The following is a 17,010-nucleotide window of genomic DNA, read 5'->3' on the forward strand; positions in this document are numbered from 1 at the left end:
GCTCAGCGACTGATAGCGCGCTGTCGGTAGTCGGGGATGTACGCCGCTGCTGCGGCCGCTCCGATCATCGACACGGCCAGGACCAGGAAGCCGATCGTGTAGCCAGCCTCGACGGGGAAGCCGTCGACGGTCAGTCGAGCGGTGACGATCCCGGCCATCACGGCGGCGCCCAGGGAGCCGCCGATGGTGCGGATGTTGGCGTTCATCCCGCTGGCCACACCGGTCTGTTCGGCGGGCACGGCGGCGATGACGACGCCGGCGAGGCTGGCGAAGACCAGGCCGGAGCCGACCCCCTGGGCGGTGGTGGCGACGTACAGCTGCCAGGTGGCGTCGTGGAAGAGCGCGATCGAGGCGAAGGTCAGCCCCATGACCAGGGTCCCGGTGACGATCACGCTGCGGGCGCCGACCCGTTTGATCAGGGGAGCGGTGCAGAACCCCATCAGGAACGACGCGAACGCCGAGGGCGCCAGCAGCCGACCTGACTCGGAGATGGAGGCGCCGAAGCCGTAACCCGCCTCGATGGGGGTCTGCAGGAACTGGGGCAGGAAGCCGAAGGTCGCGAAGGTGGCGAATCCGACGAAGCCGGCCACCAGGTTGGTGCTCCAGACTCCGCGGCGACGCATCATCGCCATGTCGATCATCGGCACCGGCACCCGGAGTTCGGTGCGGACCCAGATCACCACGAGCAGGCCCGAGAGGGCCAGCAGGCCCAGGGTGCGCCCGGAGGCCCAGCCCCAGTCGTTGCCCTCGCTGAGGGCGATGAGCAGGGCGATCAGCCAGCCCGCGAGCAGCACCGCGGGCGTCACCGGGAGCCGGGCAGGGGTGCGGACGGGGGAGGACGGGATGAAGGCCAGGGCCGCGACCCCGGCGATCGCGGTGGCGACCATCGGCAGCCAGAAGAGGCCGCGGAAACCCATCACGTCCACGATGGGTCCGGCGATGACGATGCCGATGCCGAATCCGACGGCGGCCAACGAGGCGAGGATGCTCAACGCGGACTGAAGGCCTGAACGGAACTCGTCGCGAGCGATGCCGAAGCACAGCGGCAGCACGCCTCCGCCCATGCCCTGGATCACGCGGGCCACGATCAGCACCTCGATCGAGGGCGCGACGGCCGCCAGCAGCGACCCCACGGTCAGGATCGCCAGACAGACCACCAGCATCCGTTGTTTGCCCACGACGTCGCCGACCCGACCGAGCAGGGGGGTGGCGATGCTCGCCGAGAGGAGGTACGCCGTCAGCACCCAGGTGACGGTGTTCTGGTCGGTGTCGAACTCGGCCTGGATCGTGGCCAGCACGGGGATGACCAGCGACTGCAGGAGCACGAACGTGGTGATCGACAGGGCGAGCAGCACGAAGGTCAGGCGCGGACGGGCCGGCCGGTGGGTGCTCTCGAGCACATCGACTCCTGATGGGTGAGAGTTAGTTGAAATGGACAACTAACAACGAGCGGGAGCCTAGCCGGTAGGTTGCGGTGCGTGGACATCGTGAGCACTCCCGAGGACCGGTTCGCCGCGCTGAGCGACTACCCCTACGCGCCGTCGTACGTCGACGTGGGTGGCGCCGGCGGCCCGCTGCGCATGGCCTACGTCGACGAGGGGCCGCGCGACGCCCCCGTCGTGTTGCTGCTGCACGGCGAGCCGACCTGGGGTTACCTCTACCGCCACATGATCGACCCGCTGGTCGAGGCCGGTCTGCGTGTGGTGGTGCCGGACCTGATCGGCTTCGGGCGCTCCGACAAGCCGACCAAGGTGTCCGACTACTCCTATCAGGCCCACGTCGACTGGATGACGACCTTCATCGACGAGCTCGGCATCGGCGACCTCACCCTGTTCTGTCAGGACTGGGGCTCGCTGATCGGTCTGCGGATCGTCGGGATGGAGCCGGAACGGTTCGCGCGGGTGGTGGTCGGGAACGGCTTCCTGCCCGCCGAGGGCACCAAGACGCCCTTGGCCTTCCACGTGTGGCGTGGATTCTCCCGGTGGTCACCGGTGTTCCCGATCGGGCGGATCGTCGATGTAGGCACGGTTCGGTCACTGAGCAAGGCCGAGCGGGCGGCGTACGACGCCCCGTTCCCCTCGGCCAAGCACCTCGCCGGAGCGCGTGCGTTCCCGGCGCTGGTGCCGACCGGGGCCGACGATCCCGCTATGCCCGCCAACCGGCTGGCGTGGGCGGGGCTCGGGCGCTTCGAGAAGCCCTTCCTGACCGTCTACGGGCGCAAGGACCCGATCCTGGGCAAGGCCGACAAGCCGCTTCAGGCGCAGGTGCCCGGCGCGACGGGGATGGATCACGCCCGGGTTGACGGCGGACACTTCGTGCAGGAGGACCAAGGGCCCGAACTGGCCCGCCGCATCATCGGTCTGGTGGAGTCCGACTAGTCACAACGGACTAGCCGCAGTGCGTGCTAGGTCACATGTGACGGGAATGACTCCCGTTCCGGTGGCGCGAGACCGCGATGGATGCCACCGTCGTCACATGCAGTCGAACACCAGCCCCCGAGGGGGCGTCCTCGAAGATCTGACCGCCTCGGTCGAAACCGTGTCGTCCCACTCCCATGGGGGGTCTGACGCCTGGACCGCCGAGGGCGATGTGTTGCGCGACCTGTTGTCGCACTACTGAGGACGAGTCACCACTTCCGTTCGATTCGGACGCTCTTCTTGATCCGTTCGGTGTTGCCAGCGGCGTCGGTCACCTTGATGTTCAACCGGGCCCATCCGGAGAAGGTGCGCTGCATCTGTCGGTAGACCTTGGGGTGCAGCCTCATTCGGAACTCCTGCTCGTACCCCGGTGTGGCTCGGCGGACCTGCTTACGGACGTGGAAGAAGCGCTTGCCCTTGCCCTTGGCTTTCGCCTTACCGGTCACCCGGATCCAGGCAGGCTCGTCGACGCGGATCTTGGCCTGGACGAACCACCGCTTCACGAGCCTGCGGTTGGTCTTGGCCTTGAGCCCCAGCACCTCGTCGTCACAGACTGAGGGCGTGATGTTCAGGGACCAGCCGTCGAGGGACCCGCTGAGACCATTGGGGTTGGTGTCGATGATCCGCAGGATCCAGTCACCGTTGGGGTCCTCCCCACGGAAGGCGCCCATGGCCTCCTCGGGAACGAGCCTGTCCGGCGTGACGGTGTCGATGAAGGGGTAGTCGCTGACGATCTTGGCTGGGGCGGCGTAGGGCACCTGGCTGCCGGGGTCGGCGTGATCGTCGAAGACGACGTCCGCGAAGTTGTCGGCCCCGTTGCCGTTGCCGGTGGTGAGCGTCGTGGTCGTCCGCTCGGGCGAGGTCAGCGAGATCTCCAGGTCCTGACTGTTGGCGTGCGGTAGTTGGAGTCCCACGGTGGTGTCCGCGATCCTCGATCCGATCCCGGCAAGCTCGAGCACCGAGTAGACGCCATAGCCGTCATAGGTCTCGTTGACAGGCTGGGCGGCGTTCTCGCTGAATCGGGGTACGGCGGGACGGGTCTCCGCCGATGTCCGCGTGGCCAGCTTCAGGCTCCAGGAGTCGAGCGTCCCGGTGTCGCTGACGTGATCGGCGTCGCGGATCGTCAGGGTCCACTGGCCGTTCGGGTTCTCGTTCGCGAAGGCACTCAGCGCTTCCTCCGGGACGAGCCTCGAGGCGGTGACGCCATCGGTGAAGACGTGGTCGGTCACGATCGCGACGGGAGTCGTCGAGTACGGGACCATGTTTCCGTGGTCTGCGTCGTCATCCCAGGTGGTGCCGGCGAAGACGTCGTCATTGTCGCCACCGTTGTTGGTCGTCAGGGTCACGACCGTTCCCACCGGCGACTCGAGAGTCATCTCGACGTCGTCGTTGTAGGAGTGCTCGAGATCGGTGAACAGGTCGACGTCCACCAGGTTCGGACCCGCGTCGCTCACCGTCAGGATGGACGTCGTGAGTCCTGTTGCCGGATCCGCGGGGACCGGCACCGGGGTGGTGTTGGTGTACGACGTGGTGCTCGGTTCCTCACAGCCCGGGGCTACGGCTGCTGGTGCGGGCGCGGGCGCAGGTGCAGCGCGGACGGGGCCCACCGCGCTCAGGGCGCCGACCGCGAGAGCGGAGACCGATAGGGCCACGATTCGAGAGCGCAACCGCGAAGTAGGGGGCGTGGGTCTGATCGATCTGGACATCAAATGGTCCCTGCATCGTCCCGAGGTGGAGTGAGGCTCTCTTCAGTGAAAGCGGAACTCCCGGTCTAGTCAAGGGCCCGGGCGCCGCAGCGGATCCCGACGCGGCTAGACCACTCATCGATCCACTGCTGCGGGGGTAGCCAGAGGCCCTGGTTCGGAGTAAGAAGAAACGTTGTGGCCGCTGGATCTCGGGTCCCTTGACCGCTCAGTGAAGAGCACATCAAGATCTCCGAAAGGAAAGTCCATGAAGATTCCACGCCCCACCCTCTCCGGCATCATCGCGGTGCTCGCCCTCACCATCGCCGTCTCCGGCACGGCCTACGCCGCGGTGTCCTTGCCGAAGAACAGCGTCGGCGCCCAGCAGATCAAAACCAACGCCGTACGCACCTCCGACATCAAGGCCAACGCCGTGCGTCGATCCGACATCAAGACCAACGCCGTGCGCAGCGACAAGATCAAGAACGGAGAGGTGCGCCTCGAGGACCTCGACTCCGCGGTGGCCAGCGCCATCGGCGACCGTGCTCCGACCGCCTATCAGGTGAGCAACAGCAGCATCCAGTTCGTGGGTGCGGTGAGGGAGACCTTCGCGACAATGGAGATCGCAGAGGGCGGCGACTACCTGATCACAGCCAACCTGCGGGTTTTCCCGCGCGTGGGCAACGCCGGCGACAACCTCTACTGCGACATCGTCGGAGGTAGCGGCGGCAACATCAGCATCGTCAACCACGGAGTCGACATGCCCGCGGGTGTCGCCCAGGTGACTATGCACGGCATCCTGTCGACCATCTCGGACGCCACCACGCTGGCCCTGGAGTGCCGCGCAGGAATGAACGAGATCACTCTCACCTACGACTGGACCGCGGTTCAGGTCGACCTCAACTGAATACCGGGTGGTGTTGGTGGACGTGGTGGTGCGGTCGTAGGCGTTGGACGGTCCGGGTCCGTCGGCTAGCGTGACCGGGTCGCGTCAACATCGCAATACGCCGGGGGCCACCACGTATGTCACGAAAGATCCTTGTTGCCATGCTCATGGGGGCTTTCGTCCTCGCCGGGCTGAGCCCGACCAGCGCTCAGGCCGGGCCCGCACTCGCGAACCTCGGTGAGCTCCCGCAGGTGGGGCTGGCCTCGGTCACCGATGATCCGAACGTCATTGATCGCGACCGGGTGAGTTCTCCCGGTGGGAACGAGTGGGTCGTCCGCATCGAGGCGGGCAAGCTGAGGGTCAACAGACTGGACCAGTCCGACGTGGTGATCGCCACTGGACTCCACGTAGTCCCACAGCCGGGCGATGCGCAGTTCGCTATCCGGGGGGTGGCGGCCGCCGGTGCCGGCGTTGTCGTGGCCATCAAGGCGGTCAGCGCCAGTGGGCAGGGTCGCGACAGGGCTACCTTGTTCCGCGTCCTGGGGAACGGACCGCTCGCGTACAAGCGGAACTTCCGGCCCTCGACCTACGGGAGCTTCCCGAGGTTGGTCTCGGTCGTGGACCAGAAGATGATCATCGGCTCCCCGAGCAGCAATATCGGTGAGGCCGATCCCGGGAAGATTCACCGGTTGGCGCTGGCCACCGGTGACCTCGAAATCAGCGTGGACTCCGACCATGTGCCCGACCCCTCTACGCCACTGGGGAACGACTCCTTCGTCTCCTCGGATCTGATCCCCTCCGACTGCTGTTTCGGCCAGTACCTCCGGCGATACAGCGTCAACACGCTGACCCCCGTGTGGTCGCGGAAGTTCGCCAACGGTGGCGGCGAGTTCACCGTCGACGGCGACCGGATCTACGTCGTGGGTCAGCTCGAAGGCAACGTGACCGACCAGGACGCTGACCTCACGCTGAGCGCCCTGGATGCGGCAGGGGTGCAGGTGTGGACCTACGCCTACCCGGTCAAGGTCGGTGGAGCAGGGACGTCCACGCGGCTGGTGATGACCGACAGAGGACCGGTGGTGGTCCAGAGCACCCGCGAGATAGGCAATGGTTTCGTGGGTCTCTTCGGCCTGACCAACAACGGAGCGGAGCGTTTCCGTCACCGGTTCCCGTTGGCGCTTGTCGGTGACGATTCTTTCGTCGCGGCGCGGTGGGAGGCGGCGCAGGGTTTACAACTGACCACAATCCGCCGGAACCAGAACGCGAGCAAGGTCATTTCGACCCACACCGCCTTCCTGGCCGATGAGGCGACGCCGATCGTGGCGCCCTTCGTCTTCGTGTCCGGGGTCGGGACGCATCAACGCGACGTACTCACGGGAGTGCAGTTCGCGCCCGGCCAGACCTTCATGGTCTCCCGGGGGTCGGCTCCCCCGGACGCGGGTCAGTGGTCTGCTCGGATGATCGGCGACGGCCAGGGACGGCTGGAGATCACAGTCACCAAGTCGGGCCGCTACGCCGTCGCCTGGCGGATCGAGAACGCCGACGGAAGCCTCGCGCAGTCCGGGGAGATCGTGGTGACCGTTCGCGGCACCACCTCGGAAGCGGTGATCCTCGAGTCCGGCCCCGCGAAGCGCTCGGTCAGGTCGCCGCTGGTGGTGACGGGGATCGTGCGTTTCGGCGGAGGAAGAACCGATGACAAGGCGATCCTCCAACGCCAGAAGAGCAACGGGGAGTGGACCAACGTCGGGCGTTTCGACCTCACCCATATCGGGGGAGACGCCTTCATGGCCACGATCTCCAAGCGTCAGCCCGCAGGACGCTGGGACTACCGAGTGGCTCTGCCGAGTTTCCCGGACCCGGCCAAGGTCGTCTCGAACACCGTCAACCACGGCTTCTACAAGCTCTGGCTGGTCGGTGCTCAACGATTCGGGGACCAGTGGTTGCGGATCAAGAACCCGAGCCCGATCTGGGCCCCGATCCGCGGTGCTCGCCTGACCGTCTTCGGCCAGCCCATCGCCACCATCGACCGGGGCAGGCAGTCGATCGGCCCAGGCAAGACCGTGCGCATCCATATGGGCGCCGGACGAACGGACGGCGACGACATCTATCTGCGAGTCGGGGGGCAGCAGAGGCTGAAGGTGGCCAAAGGGACCGCCGGACTCGAAGCCCGTGAGGACGGGATGTGGCGCACCCTGAACGTCTTCAGGTGGAACACCACGAACTAGTGCCGGATGCGCCCCCGGAGAACAGTTCAGGCCCACCCGGATCTCTCCGTGGTGGGCCTGCAACCTGCTGCTTGGGTGGTACGGCATCAGGGACTTGAACCCCGAACCCGCTGATTAAGAGTCAGCTGCTCTGCCAATTGAGCTAATGCCGCGCGCTGTGAAGCAGACGCAAGATTAGCAGGCGTCCTGCGACGGGTGAAATCGGGTTGCCTACTGCTTGTCCCGCTCGCGATCGGCGAGCACGGCCATGGCCGCGTTGTGCCCGCCGAGCCCCGAAACGGCGCCGCCACGGCGGGCCCCGGAGCCACACAGCAGGACCGATCCGATGCCGGTGTCCACGCCCCACTGCTGGCTCGGGCGGTCCATCGGAGCCCGGTTCGAGGCCCACGGCCAGTCCAGGTCGCCATGGAAGATGTGGCCACCGGGCATGTTGAGGTCCCGTTCGACATCGAGCGGGGTCTTGACCTCGATGCACAGCCGGCCGTGTTCGTCGCGGGTGACGCAGCGTTCGATCGGTTCCTCGAGACATTCGTTGATCGACTCGATGGCACGGCCCACGGCGAGCATCCGAGTACTGACGGGGTCGAACTTGAACAAGGAGGCCGGCGTGTGGAGGCCGAAGTACGTCAGGGTGTGGGTGCTCTCGCCGAGGTCCCCGAGAATGGTCCGGTCGGTCAGGGTGTGGCAGTAGATCTCGCCCGGGAGCGCGGTCGGCATCTTCCCGCGGGCGGCCTCGTGGTGCGCCCGCTCGAGCGAGCTGTAGTCCTCGTTGAGGTGCAGAGTGCCGGCGAAGGCGGTCTCGGCATCCAGTCCCGACTTCAACTTGGGGAGCCGGTCGAGGAGGAAGTTGATCTTCAACTGTGAGCCCTCGGGCTTGGCCTCCGGGTCGGCGGTGTGACCCAAGAGGGCTTCGAGCACCCAGGGCGCGACATTGGCCAGCACATGGCGGCAGCTGATCGTGTTGGTCTCCTGACCGGTGTGCCAGGTGATCTCCGCCTGGTCCTCGCCCGCGTCGATGGAGGTGACGTTCACACCGGTGACCAGTTCGGCACCAGCGTCGACGGCCGCCTTCGCCAACGCGTCGGTGACTGCGCCCATCCCGCCGACGGGGACCCGCCACTCACCGGTCCCGTTGCCCATCAGGTGGTAGAGGAAGCAGCGGTTCTGGATCAAGCGGGGGTCGTGCAAAGAGGCGAAGGTGCCGATCAACGCATCGGTCGCCACCACTCCGCGCACGGTGTCGTCGGCGAAGCGCGTCTCGATCGTCTGACCCAGCGGATTGCTCACCAGATCGGCCCAGACCTCCGGGCGGACCTGTCCGCGCAGGGTGCGTTCGGTGGGGAGCGGGTCCATCAGGGTCGGCGCCACGACCGCGGCCAACTCACCGACGTCGGCGTAGAAGCGGCGCCAGGCGTCGTACTCCTCATCGGAGCCGGTCAGGGCGCGGAAGGAGTCGCGGGTGGGGACGCCCTCCTCGTGCTCGACGAGCAGCCCACCGGATCGGCCCTCGCGGGTCCAAGGGGTGTACGACGCGGTCTTGCGTGATCCGAAGCGGAGGTCGAGCTCGAGGTCGTCGATGAGGCGATCGGGCATCACCGAGACGAGGTAGGAGTAGCGGGACAGGTCGGCGTCCAAACCGGGGAAGGCGCGGGAGGACACTGCGGCGCCGCCGACGTGTCCGAGGCGTTCGAGGACCACTACGTCTAGGCCGGCACGGGCCAGGTACGCCGCTGCGACCAAGCCGTTGTGTCCACCGCCGACGATGACCACGTCGAACATGGGGGGTGTGTTCACCCTCAGCAATCTAGCGCTGATCAGTGGAGACGGCACTAAGTCCGAGCGGAATATTAAACTTTCAACTATCGTTGGACCGAGTACACCATCCCCGCTTCGTGAGGAGGTGGGCCGAATGCCCGCCATCACCGTTGACGACCTGACCGTGCTCGACCGACTGCGCTCGCCCGGCCTGGGCGACCAGCCGCGCCCGGTCTGGCAGATCACCACCGCCCCCGAGGGGCACGAGGGAGAGGGCTTCCCGGTCCGTCGCGCGTTCGCGGGGATCGACCTGGCGCACCTCGATCCGTTCATCATGATGGACCAGATGGGGGAGGTGGAGTATGCCCCCGGCGAGCCCAAGGGCACCTCGTGGCATCCGCACCGCGGCTTCGAGACCGTCACCTACATCATGGACGGAACCTTCGACCACCAGGACAGCCACGGAGGGGGCGGCACCATCACCAACGGCGACACCCAGTGGATGACCGCCGGTTCGGGGCTCCTGCACATCGAGGCGCCACCTGAGTGGCTGGTCACCGCAGGTGGGCTGTTCCACGGCCTGCAGTTGTGGGTCAATCTGCCCCGCGACGCCAAGATGAGCGCGCCGAAGTACCAGGACATCCGCTCGGGCCAGGTGCAGCTGTTGACCACACCGGACGCCGGTGCGCTGGTGCGGGTGATCGCCGGAAGCGTCGATGGCCACGCGGGTCCCGGGTCGACGTACACCCCGATGTCGCTGGTGCACGCCACCATCGAGCCGGGTGCGCAACTCGAGTTGCCGTGGGACGTCGAGTTCAACTCGCTGGTCTACGTGCTCAACGGATCAGGGACCGTGGGGGTCGACCGCCAGCCCATCCACACCGGCCAGGCCGCTCTGCTCGGGGCCGGCGACTACCTCACGGTGGCCGCCGACGGCACCCAGGAGAGCCGCTCGCCGAAGCTCGACGTGGTGGTCCTCGGGGGTCGCCCCATCCGGGAGCCCCTGGCGTGGGCCGGGCCGTTCGTGATGAACACCAAGGCCGAGGTCATGGAGGCCTACCAGGCCTTCCAGCGCGGATCGTTCGGGCAGATCCCGGGCTGAGCGCAGCCAAGACAGGGGCCACTAGGGTCGCCCTGTGAGCCAGATCTATCGCGACGCGTACGGCGTTCCGCACATCCGGGGGGACTCGGTCCTCGACGTCGCTCGTGGCCACGGGGCGGCCACGGCTGTGGATCGCTCCTGGCAACTCGAGTGGCTGCGGTTGCGGGCCACCGGCACCACCGCTTCCGTGTTCGGTGACGCGGGTCGCGCCTGGGACGACTTCGCGGCCCGGACCCAGGTGGTCGACACGGCCCAACGTGCCTTCGACCGGTTGTCGGAGGAGTCGCAGGCGTTCGTGGCGGCGTACGTCGAGGGCTTGAACGGCCGTCTCCATGGCGCCGCCGTGGAGTTCGCCGACCTCGGCCACGAACCCGAGCCGTGGACCGACTGGATGCCGTTGGCCAACTTCCACGCCCAGCACATCCTGTTCGCCAACGCCGGCAACCAGGTGTGGAAGCGGCACGCCGACGCGGTCCTGGGCCCCGATGCGGCGCTCATCTCGCACGAGGGGCCGACCCTGTCGGGGAGCAACGCCTGGGCGGTGGGCGGCCAACGGACCGCGTCGGGGCGACCACTGATCGGCGGAGATCCCCACCGGTCCTTCGAGTCGCCGGGCGGCTACCAGCAGGTGCGCCTGGCCAGTGAGGACCCCGAGGACCCCTTCGACGTGCTGGGGCTGGCGTTCGTCGGCGTCCCCGGGATCCCGCACTTCGCCCACGCCGGCGAGGTGGCCTGGGCCATCACCAACGGCGCGGCGGACTACCAGGAGGCCGGTGCGGACGGGTCGTTCCGCAACGCCTCGACGGTCCTGGGGGATCTGGGCTTCGAGGCGCTGTTGCCGTTGCTGCGCGCCCGATCCGCGGACGACGTCGATGCGGCCTTCGACCACTGGGTGGAGCCGGTGAACAACGTGGTGATCGCCGACCGAACCGGTGCGGTCCGCTACCGCATCGCGGGACGGGTGCCGACCCGTGACCCGGCCGACCCGACGAGGTGGACCGGGTGGCTGGCCGACGCGCACCGCGAGGACGTCGCCCCGGACGGGCAGGTCATCACGGCCAACGAGCGCCGCGGCCCGCAGAGCGATCAGATCGGCTCGACCTTCGCCCCGCCGTACCGGGCGCAGCGGATCGCCGATCTGCTGCGCGACCGTCGCGGGTTGTCGACCGACGACTTCGCTGCGATCCACCGCGACACCTGGTTGGCCGTCGTACCGTTGATCCGGGGGCTGGTCCCCGGAGCCTTCGACGACTTCGACGGGCACATGGACGCCGACTCCGCGCAGGCGGCTTCGTTCGCCGCGTGGCGCTCGGCGCTCGTACGCCGGATCGCGGCCGAGCCCGCGCTGGCGGGTCTGCACGAAGCCCCGGACGTGGACCCGGTCTTCCGAGCGTGGCTGGACGTCACCCAACGCATCGCCCTGGCCCTCCCCAGTCTGGTGGCGGCCGGTCGACCGTTCGGGATCGACCTGCCAGCGTTGGCGGCTGCCGCCCTGGAAGACAGCCGCGACCACACCGGAACCTGGGGTGACACCCACGTCTTCGATCCGACTCACGCCTTCGACCTGATGGGGTTGCGGCCGCCCGAGGTACCCCGGGTGCGGCTCTCGGGCGACAACGACACCGTGATGGCCGCCGGCTCCCTCCCGGGTCAGTCCGACGCCTGCTTCCGCGGCGCGGTCGCCCGCTACGTCTGGGACCTCGAGGACCGTACGGCCGGCGGATGGGTGGTCCCGCTGGGCGCCTCCGGCGACCCCGGCCACCCACACCACCACGACCAGACCGCGTCCTGGGCCGTCGGAGAACTCTTGCCGATCGTCACCGCCTGGGGTCAGTTGCGGCTGGAGTAGGGGAGTCGCTGATCAGGGGAGATAAATCCGCACGGGTTGCGGATTTATCTCCCCTGATCGGGCACTCGGGACCGCAGGGTTGTGGACTACCCGAGCCTGACGGTGAGGTCGCCGCGCGCGGCCGAGTCGAGGTCGCGCTGCAGGTCGGACCAGCGGTCCCGAGCGAACTCGTGCCCCAGGCGGCCGTCGAGTTCGACGACGAGTTGCTGCTCGGCGTACTCCACGTCGCGGTAGGTGATGGATCCGGTGACGACCCGCCGCTGCCGCTTGCCCCGCGGTAGGCCGTGGGCGCGCTCAACGGCGCGCAGATAGCGTCGTTCCAATCCGGAGTTGACTCCCTCATCGAGATCGCGGAGCACGTCCTTCAGCACCTGGCGGTGTCGCAGTCTTGGGCGATGGGCCATTGCGCCGCGCGGGCGGGAGGGGGTCGTACGCCGTTCCTGGACGGCATCGGCCAGGACCGCGACCGCTTCGTCGACGGTGGTCGCTTGGGAGGCCACGTCCAGGACGGCGTACTCGATGCGAACCCTCGGCGGGCTGAGGTGCATCAGCGCGGCCTGCTCGACGTCGGTGAGTTGGCGAGTCCTGATTGATCTCGGGTCCCGCACGCGTTTGCCGCGTGGGGCCACCAGATGGATGGGAGTCGCCTCGGAGAAGCAAGTGAGGCCGTGCGCGCGCAGGGCTGAAGTACCTCCCAGAGCCGATGGCCAGTGATGCAGCACCGCGGCCCAGGCCCGCTGTTCCCACGTCGGGGGGCCAGTGTGGTCGACGTACACGCCAGGGTGGATGCGGGCCCACTGACGGCGGCGCAGGTGGCGATCTATGTCGTCGTCGGTGCCGCTGGCTTCAAGCACCTGGCGGCGACTGCCCACTCCGGATTGTCGCCGCAGGGTGTCTCGGAGAGCGTTCATGACGATCACCCTGCATCGGCTCATCGAAGGTAGCCAGCGCTCCGAGATCGGCCTGTGGATAAGTGGGGGCTGAGTCGCCAAGCTCAGGTCGTGATGGAGGGGACCCTGTGGAGGGGATGCGTGGCGCTCTCCTCGACGTCCTCGAGCCGGGGGAGGGTCACGGTGACGCAGGTCCCGACTCCGGGCTCCGATTGCAGAGTGATCACGCCGCCGTGCGCTTCGACGATGGAGCGGCACAGAGCGAGCCCGAGGCCGGTGCCTGGGATCTCGTTGAGCATGGAAGAACTGGAGCGGAAGAAACTCTTGAACAGATCTCCCTGCTCCTCCACCGGGATACCGATGCCGGAGTCGCTCACCGTGAGGAGCACTGCGGCCGCCGTGACACTCAGATCGATCGTGACCTCACCCCCGGGACGAGTGAACTTGATCGCGTTACTCAGCAGGTTGACGACGAGTCGCTCCAACTTCTCTCGGTCCCCGGCGACCCATGCTTCGGCCGTATGGGGGATGTCGAGCGTGACGCCCCCTTGAGCCGCCACCGGGCTGAGGGCGAGCGTCGCGTGCTGCACGGTCACGGTGAGGTCGACCGGACCCGAGTGATCCAAGGGGCGGGTGTCGCTCATGTCGGACAGGAGGAGGAGTTCGTCCACCAGACCGAGAAGTCGTACGGCGTTGCGGTCCACGACGCTGAGGGCGTGCAGTTGGCGCTCGACCAGTTCGCCGAGTTCGCCTTCGCGCAGGAGTTCGAGGTAGCCGCGGATGCTCGTCAGCGGGGTGCGCAACTCGTGCGAGACGTTGGCGATGAAGTCGTTCTTCGCGTGATCCAGAGCAAACATGTCGGTGACGTCGTGGAAGGTCAGGACCATTCCGGCGACAGCAGGATTCGCGGTCAGATCGCGGACGGCCACATGGTAGGAGGTCGAAAGCTGACCGGGGTGGGCCAACCGCACCACGATCTCGTTGGCGGATCCCGTGCTCAGGGCCGTGCGCAGCGCTACGACATCCTCGGCGTGGATGAAGTGCTCGAGGGCGTTCCCGACTTGCGTGGTGGACCGATCCTCACCCTGGGGCGCCAGCACCCGCTCCGCAGCCGGGCTGAGGTAGATGAACCGACCGTGCCGGTCGCAGACCATCACCAGATCCGCGGACTGTTCGATCAGGACGCGGTGACGTACGTCGTTGGCCACCTCCGCCTGCAGGCGCGAGCGCTTCCGATGGAAGCGGTGTTGGATCCAGGCCATGGAGAGGAAGGCGAGGGCCACGCTGAGGACGACCCCGAAGTCGCTCCACCGGGCCAGGGACGCGTTGCGCGCTCTCAACTGTGTGGAGGAGATCGTGAGGGTGTCAAGGAGTTCGGCCGCGGCGGGCTCCACCTTCTCGTCGACCAGTGCTTCGCTGTCGCTGATCTGCCCGGCGTCGAGCAGATCGATCTCCTGCAACACCAACTCTGAGTACCGGTCGTGCAGCGCGTACAGGCGCTCGACCTCAGGGGGACGCAGACCGACTCCTGAGGTGTTGCCCAGGAGCATCTCGACCCGCGCATGGGACTCGACGAGTTGGGCGCGGAGAGATCCGGTCTCCTGTCCGCTGATGGCGCGCCACTCCAGACCGTCCTGGAAGCGGACCTCGCTGACGATCGAGTTGAGCCGGCTCTCTGAACGAAGGAGACCTTCCGCCAGGTTCTTCGAGAGCAGAACCCCACCGGAGGCCAAGGCGATGGTGGCCACCAACGCGGCGGAGGTCGCAACGGTTCCCCAGGGCTGTCGCCCCGTCTGCGAGGCAGCAGGACCGTGCTGCTTTCGCGACATCTGAACAGAGTGACACGTTGTCTCGTCATGAGGGGCTTTCCGAGCAGTCGCTGAAGGTTGACTAGACAGAGTTGCTGCCGGGAATCTCGCTTCCAGTCCTCCGCCTGTCACACACGTCACACAAGACACTTTCGTTCCCGGGTTATCCACAGATCGTGTGTGGCCCCTGTCCGAACGCGGTGGGTCTGGGTTACTTTCGGACCCGTTCCATTGGTCTGCGAACCCTCTATCTCGGGAGTCATTCGTATGGCGACGACCCACGTCGACGCTCACCCTGACCTGGTCGACGTGCTCGACCGGGCGGTGCGCGACGCCGTACGCGCCGAGGGCGTCGATCCCCAACGCGACGCGGACGTCGTACGCCGCATCGCCGAGTCGGTGGTGCGCGACCACGACGAACGCAGCCTGACCGGGGTGGTGACCCCGGTGCCGGATCCGGACGCGATGGTGGGTGACCTGCTGGCCAGGGTGTCCGGGTTCGGGCCCCTGCAGCCCTTCCTCGACGACCCCACCGTCGAGGAGATCTGGATCAACGACCCCAGCAGGGTCTTCGTGGCCCGCAACGGTCGCCACGAACTGACGAACCTGATCCTCACCTCCGCCCAGGTGGAGGAACTGACCGAACGCATGCTGAAGTCGAGCGGCCGCCGGATCGACGTCAGCCGCCCCTTCGTCGATGCGATGCTGCCCCAGGGACACCGCCTGCACGTGGTCCTGGAAGGGATCGCCCGGGGATTCACAGCGGTCAAGATCGGCCAATTCGTATACGACAGTAGAGACATCGCTGATGGTGCTCGCGCCCCCCTTCAGCGCGTGGCTGTCACCTGATCGTGCAGCAGGCCAGATTTGGTCGCGGCGAACCGTCCGCTCATGCCGATGAGCGAGCGTCACCAAGTTGTTGGCAACTCGTAGCCTATGGACGTCAGATGATCGCGCAATATGCGCGTCGCGAACCACGGTTTGGCGGTGATCAGCGGAACCAGATCGACCATAGAGGTCGTTCTATCCATGAGATCAGCAACAGGTCGTGCGATGACCGCTCTGACTTCGTCACACAGTTGGTCCGTTGACCTTTCGAGATACATGTCCGAGTCGAGCAGGCTGATCCCTGACACCTCAATGGTTGTGACACCGTCGGGCCGAAGCATCGGTATCGAAGGGATTACGTCGGTCTGCTCGGCGCGGAGGCTGAGACAGCACTGACTCTCCGGACGAAAGCCCTCGCCCGGCACGACCGGGTCCCAGCCCAGGTTGAGGTAGCAACTGCCTCCTCCCCAGGCTGACTTCTGAAGATTGACCACCTGGTACTGGCCCTCGGAGGTGACGCGGAACCAGTTCCGTCCGCGCTTGCGGAAACCACGCAGGTTGAAAACGCCCGCCATCGTTGACTCGATGGCTTCCACACCCTCCACCGTGCCAGCCTCGCACAACGCGTTCGCGGCGCGCGGATCTGCCGCGTAGTGTGCGCCTCAGCGCACACGGATCTGCCGCGTAGCGTGCGCACGCGGCCATCCGGTTCTGCCGCTGACAGCACGAGCATCTGCCCACCTCGTCACCTCAGCGCCTTAACCCGGTCAGGGTCGATGCAAAAGAGCAGCAAGCCGCTGGGAAGGGCCCAGAAACAGAAGTAATACGTCCCCAGCATCACGCCAATATAGATGGCTTGTCCATTTGACCAATCCGAATTGAGCATCAGCACGACCCCGGCAAGCACCGCGACTGCCCACGCAACCAATAGAGCCACTCGCGTGCGCAAGCGCTTGAGGGCGATCACCCAGGTGAAGACGAGCACATAGGCCGCGGCTAGGGGTACGAACTTCCGGTCGTTCGAGAAGTCGCCGACGGTGAGCCCGAAAACCCAGAGAGTCCCGGCGACGCCGAAAGCGACAAGCAGCATCCGATCGAACCACCCCGCGTGTGTCGAGGCCCGAGGTTCAGATCGCAGCGGCATGGACTCAGTATGGCCCCACCGTTACCGGGACGTCCGGCAACTGTGCGCGCGGATCTGCCGCGCAGCGTGCGCACGCGGCCATCCGGTTCTGCCGCGATGCCTTCGCGAGTTTCAGAGGAACCGTTGGGCTTGGCCGTCCTCCATGCTGGTCCAGGCAACATCCCATGAATCGATGAGTTCGCCGATCTCGTCAGGCCAGATCCGGAGAACTTGCTCACCTGGATGACCCGGAACGTCGAGATCCGGCGACGCAATAACGATCAGAGGATCCACGGGCGTGAGGCCAATCGAATCGACGAGGACCTGTGTGCCAGGGACGGCACCCGTACGGATGAGACCTCGGACACCCAGCCGCACATTCGATGGCGCTCCGGTCATGCGTCGAAATTACACGAAGATTCTGCCGCACAGCGGGCTCCGCCCG

15 protein-coding genes and 1 tRNA gene are annotated in these 17,010 nt (G+C 66.8%); 7 read left to right on the plus strand and 9 right to left on the minus strand.

The genetic code is table 11. The annotated features are described in order from the left end of the window. Positions 1–2 precede the first annotated feature (2 nt). Positions 3–1,400, minus strand: a complete 1,398-nt coding sequence (locus ACYVLV_RS06990) for an MFS transporter (RefSeq protein WP_460808800.1) — start codon at positions 1,398–1,400, stop codon at positions 3–5. A gap of 78 nt (positions 1,401–1,478) precedes the next feature. Here ACYVLV_RS06990 and ACYVLV_RS06995 point away from each other — a divergent pair, with 78 nt between their 5' ends. Beyond that, the gene (locus tag ACYVLV_RS06995; protein ID WP_460808802.1) at positions 1,479–2,378 is read left to right on the plus strand and encodes a haloalkane dehalogenase; all 900 of its coding nucleotides are present in this window, start codon (positions 1,479–1,481) and stop codon (positions 2,376–2,378) included. 97 nt (positions 2,379–2,475) lie between these two features. After that, positions 2,476–2,619, plus strand: coding sequence for a hypothetical protein (locus ACYVLV_RS07000; RefSeq protein WP_460808804.1), 144 nt, complete (start codon positions 2,476–2,478; stop codon positions 2,617–2,619). Between the two features lie 7 nt (positions 2,620–2,626). Here ACYVLV_RS07000 and ACYVLV_RS07005 read toward each other — a convergent pair whose 3' ends face one another. Beyond that, positions 2,627–4,069, minus strand: a complete 1,443-nt coding sequence (locus ACYVLV_RS07005) for a proprotein convertase P-domain-containing protein (protein WP_460808806.1) — start codon at positions 4,067–4,069, stop codon at positions 2,627–2,629. Positions 4,070–4,367: 298 nt separating this feature from the next. Between ACYVLV_RS07005 and ACYVLV_RS07010 the strand changes: the two genes are divergently transcribed. Further along, positions 4,368–5,006 carry a hypothetical protein gene (locus ACYVLV_RS07010; RefSeq protein ID WP_460808808.1) on the plus strand — a complete coding sequence of 213 codons (639 nt, stop codon included), beginning with the start codon at positions 4,368–4,370 and terminating at the stop codon, positions 5,004–5,006. A gap of 140 nt (positions 5,007–5,146) precedes the next feature. Beyond that, complete coding sequence (locus tag ACYVLV_RS07015) at positions 5,147–7,210, plus strand: hypothetical protein (RefSeq protein ID WP_460808810.1); 2,064 nt, start codon at positions 5,147–5,149, stop codon at positions 7,208–7,210. Positions 7,211–7,286: 76 nt separating this feature from the next. On the opposite strand, the gene ACYVLV_RS07020 is transcribed toward ACYVLV_RS07015, so the two are convergent. Then, positions 7,287–7,362: transfer RNA gene (locus tag ACYVLV_RS07020), tRNA-Lys, on the minus strand. 58 nt (positions 7,363–7,420) lie between these two features. After that, positions 7,421–9,004 (minus strand): phytoene desaturase family protein, encoded by a 1,584-nt coding sequence (locus ACYVLV_RS07025; protein ID WP_460808812.1) that lies wholly within the window; start codon positions 9,002–9,004, stop codon positions 7,421–7,423. A 115-nt stretch (positions 9,005–9,119) separates the two neighbouring features. Here ACYVLV_RS07025 and ACYVLV_RS07030 point away from each other — a divergent pair, with 115 nt between their 5' ends. Beyond that, positions 9,120–10,067, plus strand: a complete 948-nt coding sequence (locus tag ACYVLV_RS07030) for a pirin family protein (RefSeq protein WP_460808814.1) — start codon at positions 9,120–9,122, stop codon at positions 10,065–10,067. 34 nt (positions 10,068–10,101) lie between these two features. Continuing rightward, the gene (locus ACYVLV_RS07035) at positions 10,102–11,916 is read left to right on the plus strand and encodes a penicillin acylase family protein (RefSeq protein ID WP_460808816.1); all 1,815 of its coding nucleotides are present in this window, start codon (positions 10,102–10,104) and stop codon (positions 11,914–11,916) included. An 86-nt stretch (positions 11,917–12,002) separates the two neighbouring features. Here ACYVLV_RS07035 and ACYVLV_RS07040 read toward each other — a convergent pair whose 3' ends face one another. Then, the gene (locus ACYVLV_RS07040) at positions 12,003–12,827 is read right to left on the minus strand and encodes a hypothetical protein (RefSeq protein WP_460808819.1); all 825 of its coding nucleotides are present in this window, start codon (positions 12,825–12,827) and stop codon (positions 12,003–12,005) included. 83 nt (positions 12,828–12,910) lie between these two features. Continuing rightward, positions 12,911–14,635 carry a sensor histidine kinase gene (locus ACYVLV_RS07045; protein WP_460808821.1) on the minus strand — a complete coding sequence of 575 codons (1,725 nt, stop codon included), beginning with the start codon at positions 14,633–14,635 and terminating at the stop codon, positions 12,911–12,913. A 246-nt stretch (positions 14,636–14,881) separates the two neighbouring features. On the opposite strand from ACYVLV_RS07045, the gene ACYVLV_RS07050 reads away from it, so the two are divergent. Continuing rightward, positions 14,882–15,463, plus strand: coding sequence for a hypothetical protein (locus ACYVLV_RS07050; protein WP_460808823.1), 582 nt, complete (start codon positions 14,882–14,884; stop codon positions 15,461–15,463). 59 nt (positions 15,464–15,522) lie between these two features. Here ACYVLV_RS07050 and ACYVLV_RS07055 read toward each other — a convergent pair whose 3' ends face one another. The 3 genes from ACYVLV_RS07055 to ACYVLV_RS07065 form a co-directional block, all read right to left on the minus strand. Next, positions 15,523–16,038 carry a DUF4304 domain-containing protein gene (locus ACYVLV_RS07055; protein ID WP_460808826.1) on the minus strand — a complete coding sequence of 172 codons (516 nt, stop codon included), beginning with the start codon at positions 16,036–16,038 and terminating at the stop codon, positions 15,523–15,525. Between the two features lie 149 nt (positions 16,039–16,187). Further along, positions 16,188–16,586 (minus strand): hypothetical protein, encoded by a 399-nt coding sequence (locus ACYVLV_RS07060; RefSeq protein ID WP_460808827.1) that lies wholly within the window; start codon positions 16,584–16,586, stop codon positions 16,188–16,190. 111 nt (positions 16,587–16,697) lie between these two features. Beyond that, complete coding sequence (locus tag ACYVLV_RS07065; protein WP_460808829.1) at positions 16,698–16,859, minus strand: hypothetical protein; 162 nt, start codon at positions 16,857–16,859, stop codon at positions 16,698–16,700. Positions 16,860–17,010 lie beyond the last annotated feature (151 nt).

This window comes from Nocardioides salsibiostraticola, from assembly GCF_054783655.1.